The 4,991-nt window shown below is 41.1% G+C and carries 3 protein-coding genes and 1 pseudogene; all 4 read right to left on the bottom strand.

Annotated elements, in window-relative coordinates:
• Positions 1 to 198 precede the first annotated feature (198 nt).
• The 4 genes and pseudogenes from AACQ79_RS12975 to AACQ79_RS12960 all read right to left on the bottom strand — a co-directional run bounded on the left by AACQ79_RS12975 (position 199) and on the right by AACQ79_RS12960 (position 4,193).
• The gene (locus AACQ79_RS12975; RefSeq protein ID WP_212756443.1) at positions 199 to 1,194 is read right to left on the bottom strand and encodes a DUF4917 family protein; all 996 of its coding nucleotides are present in this window, start codon (positions 1,192 to 1,194) and stop codon (positions 199 to 201) included.
• A 1,204-nt stretch (positions 1,195 to 2,398) separates the two neighbouring features.
• Positions 2,399 to 2,659 (bottom strand): annotated as a pseudogene (locus AACQ79_RS12970) (DUF3709 domain-containing protein).
• Between the two features lie 251 nt (positions 2,660 to 2,910).
• Complete coding sequence (locus tag AACQ79_RS12965; RefSeq protein WP_170899878.1) at positions 2,911 to 3,426, bottom strand: lipocalin family protein; 516 nt, start codon at positions 3,424 to 3,426, stop codon at positions 2,911 to 2,913.
• 143 nt (positions 3,427 to 3,569) lie between these two features.
• Positions 3,570 to 4,193, bottom strand: coding sequence for a hypothetical protein (locus AACQ79_RS12960; protein WP_170899876.1), 624 nt, complete (start codon positions 4,191 to 4,193; stop codon positions 3,570 to 3,572).
• Between the last annotated feature and the right edge of the window lie 798 nt (positions 4,194 to 4,991).

Here is a 4,991-nt window from a genome sequence, read left to right as displayed (position 1 = left end):
GCTACATTATCGGATATTACTGCCAACTCAGGCCACATCAGTATAACGGTGGTCTAACTCCCAATGAATCAGAACGATTATATTGGGAAAACTCTAAAACCGTGGCCAATTTTAGTTGACCACTACAATCACACAAACCAACGCATAGTAAAAATGCCCCGCGTTGGCTGTCCCTCTTGAAGCGTTTGTTAGGGCTTGCTACCAAACCTCAACACCGTCAGTATCAGCAATAATAACTTCTTTCTTCGTTTTTAACTGTGCTTGGCAATGTTCAAATGCTAACTCTAAGCGGTGGTAATTCTTTTTAGTTGGCTTAAACTCACCGACAACTATCTTTTCTGCGGGGCTCTGGAGCATAGCTTTAATAATATGATCATCCTTTGAGTCCAAAAATGAGCAACCGAATGTAAATATTGTACCTTCACACTCTTTGATTCGATTGTATGCATAATGCAAATAGTAGTTATTCTTTATCGCTTCTAGTTTTTGCTCACCAGTACCTTCAGACACACACATTGGGAATACACCATTCTCAATGTTTCGTTCCAAACGAGCTAAGATAGGATTTGCTCTTGAGCTACGAGACTTAATTGCCCCAACACCATCCCGATAAAGAAAAAGTGAACCGTGCAGAAAAAAGAAGTTGGCATTTTCATCAGGCGAAAATACAAGCTCATCATCGAGCTTTGAGAAGGAATCTTTACCCAAATGTTTATTTTCAAAGCATCTGACCCAATACAGCAGTAGGTCGTAGTTTAATGAAAATACGTTATCAAAGTTACCTAAAAATGTTCGGCACTTTTCAACACGTTTTTTTCGCTGCTTTTCTTTTTTAGGACTGCAATCGGTTGTAAAAGCAGATGGGTGAGAACTAGACACTGCAATTACAAGCTGTTCTCTCAAATGTTGGATTTGAGATTGCAGCTCTGCTGTTAAGTCACTTGTTGGTTCATACATGGCTATAACATCTATAGCGTTATTTAGCTTTTGATGAACTAATTCGAAGTCATAAAAGCTCTCCGCCAACAATCTATGCAATTGACTACCTTCTTCGATCTCACAGAGATCCAGAAGCGTGTTCCAATTGAAGTTATCTTCTTCGGCAGCAATATCATATGCGATGCCAAAACCATTACCTAAAATTACGGCTTTTTCACCATCACACTTTTCCAGTTCTTTATGGAACTTTGCCATTTCTAATTATCCTAACTTTTTCGAGAGCCCTAACGCCCGGCTAAGGGGTTGGCAACGCACCGCCGAACTCAAAAAACACACCGTAAACACTGAACTTCAATTTTGAACTAAAGTCGCCAAGCGTTGGCAATCCCTCTTGAGCCGTTTGTTAGGCCAACCGATTGACACCGACACTTTCAAAACTAAAGAACGAACTTTTTTATAAACTTAAAACCAACTAACCGATTCATTTATAAACCAAAATGCTAAATCAGCAAAGAAACAAAAAACTCAAATTGAGCGGTTTGGAAGAAAAGTGACGAGCGTAGCATTCTCGGCGGACGTTTGGATGCTGAAGGTTATTTTGCTGCTAAACTCACAACGAAAAGCAACTCAACGCGATCAAGAAACAGCAAATATGTGATGACGATTTATTGCTTAAGCTCAGCCTGAGAACATGGCATTTACCGTTCAATTTCGACTCGTTTTAGCTGATAAAAACTCACCTTGCCTAACGCCCGGCTAAGGGGTTGACAACGCACCGCCGAACTCAAAAAACACACTGTAAACACTAAACTTCAATTTTGCACTAAAACCGCCACGCGTTGGCAATCCCTCTTGAGCCGTTTGTTAGGCCAACCGATTGACAACGATACTTTCAAAACCAAAGAACGAGCTTTTTTGTAAACTTAAAACAAACTAACCGATTCATTTATAAACCAAAATGCTAAATCAGCAAAGAAACAAAAAAACTCAAATTGAGCGGTTTGGAAGAAAAGTGACGAGCGTAGCATGCTCGGCGGACGTTTAGATGCTGAAGGTTATTTTGCCGCTGAATTTACAGCGCTAAACAACCCAACTCGATCAAGAAACAACAAATATGTGATGACGATTTATTGCTTAAGTTCAGTCTGAGAGCATGGGATTTACCGTTCAATTCAAACTCGATTTAGCTGATAAAAACTCACTTTGCCTAACGCCCGCCTAAGGGGCTGGCAACGCATAACACTAAACTCAATCACAACAACCGTAACCACCGCGGCTCAATGGGACTGGAAACGCCACGCGTTGACAGTCCCTCTTGAGGCGTTTGTTATGCTTAAGCTTCAACACTTTACATTCGAACAAGCCCAAGAGTAAATCACTGAAATCATTGGCTAAACTTCGAATTCCCTTTAATTAGAACTGGCTCAACTTTTACCTATGAACTGACCAATGCAGGCTTTCATTTAGCAACTAGGTCAATGTGGAAACCCTCTCCGACAAACTCACTCACCACGCATGGGCGCAATAACTCAATGAGGCAATCACGCTGAAACGTACAGTGATAAACATATTGCCGTTTCATTAGGCAGCGCAAAACAATGCTCAATTGCCGACAAGCTTTAAGCCCATAAGTAAAGGCACCAAACTACTCAAAGCGACTTGAGCCAACAATACTAACCTCGCACAGACTCAAAAACCCAATGAGGCAATCACTCAGAATTTACAGCGCCAGATACATTGCTGTTTCATTAGGCAGCGAAAAACAATATTAAATTGCCGACAAAACCTGAACGAAATGCCAAAGGAATCGACAACCTCAACCTACTGATTTTTATGGATTAAGCATAACGCCCGGCTAAGGGGTTGACAACGCACCGCCAAACTCAAAAAACACACCGTAAACACTGAACTTCAATTTTGTACTAAAGCCGCCACGCGTTGGCAATCCCTCTTGAGCCGTTTGTTAGGTATTTATTGCTGCCGAACGTAAATGAGCCGATTTGTATCAAAGCCACGCTCTTTCGACATTTGAACGAACTTCTCCAGAATGTCTGGTTCGACTCTAGGCGTTCTTGAAAGTAACCACAGATATTCTGTATTCGGCCCTGATACGAAGGCATAACTGTAGTTTTCACGCTCTAACTCAAACACCACGTAAGAGCCATAAAACGGACCAAAAAATGAAACCTTCAGATAACCGTCTGTTGGACTATTTACAAAGTAAGCTTTGCCTTCAGCCTCTTTCCACTCACCTTTCTCTTCGGAATAACCACGATTAAGAACCGAAACACCGCCATCATTTCGAACACTGTATTCCGCAGTAACCTGACTTAAACCTCTTTCAAAAGAGTGATCAAGTCGAGCAACCTCGTACCATTTACCTAAATAATTGTTCAGTTCAAAATCCGACACAGGCTTTACTGATTCGGGCATACCCAAGCAGCCGTTTAATAAAACAGTACAAATAATCAACAAGATTGATCTCATGATGCCTCCAAATACCTAACGCCCTGTTAAGGTGTGAGCAACGCAATACCGATGCTACCGCATGCCACCTTAAACACTAAACGCAACGCATAGCAAAAATGCCACGCGTTGCGAATCACTCTTAAACAGTTTGTTATATTCATTTACCAATGCGCCGCTTCTTCAGCGATTTTTTCCATCAAATCAGAATTATCAACTTCGTACTTTGCAAACACTGACAGCGCCTTAGTTTTAAAATTGTGTTCGCCGAACCTAAACTTTCTTTGCTGAACTACCAGCAGATTCAAGTGGTACAACAGATCTACCAAGAAAAATACTATTTCTTTAGATTTGGTAGGTGACACTTGGTAGATACTTGTGTTTAGGATTTTTTCAACACGTCCAACATCCATCTTGCAGATTCTTTCCCATTGAGAACTTAGATTCAACATGAACTGACGGTGGTCTGTACTAGGGATATTTTTCGTTTTATATAACTCAAGAAAGAGTGTGTTAAGCACGCTAAAATCCAGTTCCAATGGTCCGCTAAAGCTTTCATTTTTAGCCAGGTCTATTTTTGATTTTTCATACTCAAAGACTATAGCAACTAAAAAAGCCCCCATGATGTTAGACAAAAACTCAGCTTCTGTGTAAAAAGCACTCTTCACCTTACTTTCTCTTTTTACATCAAGGTATAAGCTCGCTAAAAGCCCGCAAAGCGAACCAACGAAAGCACCAACTAATGCTCCGGAAATGGACCAAAAACCATCGTTTGACAGTTTTTCCATTAATAACTCGACCACCTAATTTACTCCAATGAATATAACGCTGCGTTAAGTGGTGAGCAACGCGACCACAATCCTAACCCATTGCGCCTTAAACACAAAACTCAACCTAGAGCCGAAACTCCCAAGCGTTGGAAATCCGTCTTAAACGCCTAGTTAGCTGCTGCACTTTCGCTAGCAAATTACGCCAAAGTGCCTAATTTTAAACACATTATTGCTTTCAAACGGGAAAGTAAAACAGACAGCTGTGAAATTAAAACCCAATCCACGAAATGCGCTTGGTAAAGAAGAAATGACCGAGAAAATCACCATTCCTGAGCTCGGTAATTTGCAAAGAATTCTATCGAAAAAGCCAACGACAAAGCACACGAAACACATTTAGGCATTCATGAATTGAAGCAACAAAGAAACCACGCCAACGAACTTAACAAACACAACATTTCCCGTAAGCAGACTTCGTTAAGTTCAAACACTTCCCGAAAAGTGCCACTGGCGAGATAGTTGAGAAACTGAGAACTGTCCGGTGTGTAGCTAGAAAACCGAAAGCCTTGCCACCCTAAATTCACCGTTTTTCTTAACCCCAGCTAACGCCCGGCTAAGGGGTTGACAACGCATCGCCGAACTTAAAAACACACCGTAAACTCTGAATTTCAATTTTGTACTAAAGCCGCCACGCGTTGGCAATCCCTCTTGAGCCGTTTGTTATGCAGTTTTTTAACCAATACTCAGTATAAAGAACGAATTGCTTAGCCAAACTTATCTTTAGCTGCCACAATTCGCACTGTCATTTACTACCAACTG

Source organism: Vibrio sp. 3-2(1) (assembly GCF_963887575.1).
Classification (GTDB): domain Bacteria; phylum Pseudomonadota; class Gammaproteobacteria; order Enterobacterales; family Vibrionaceae; genus Vibrio; species Vibrio anguillarum.
This window is presented reverse-complemented; position numbering and strand designations above follow the sequence as displayed.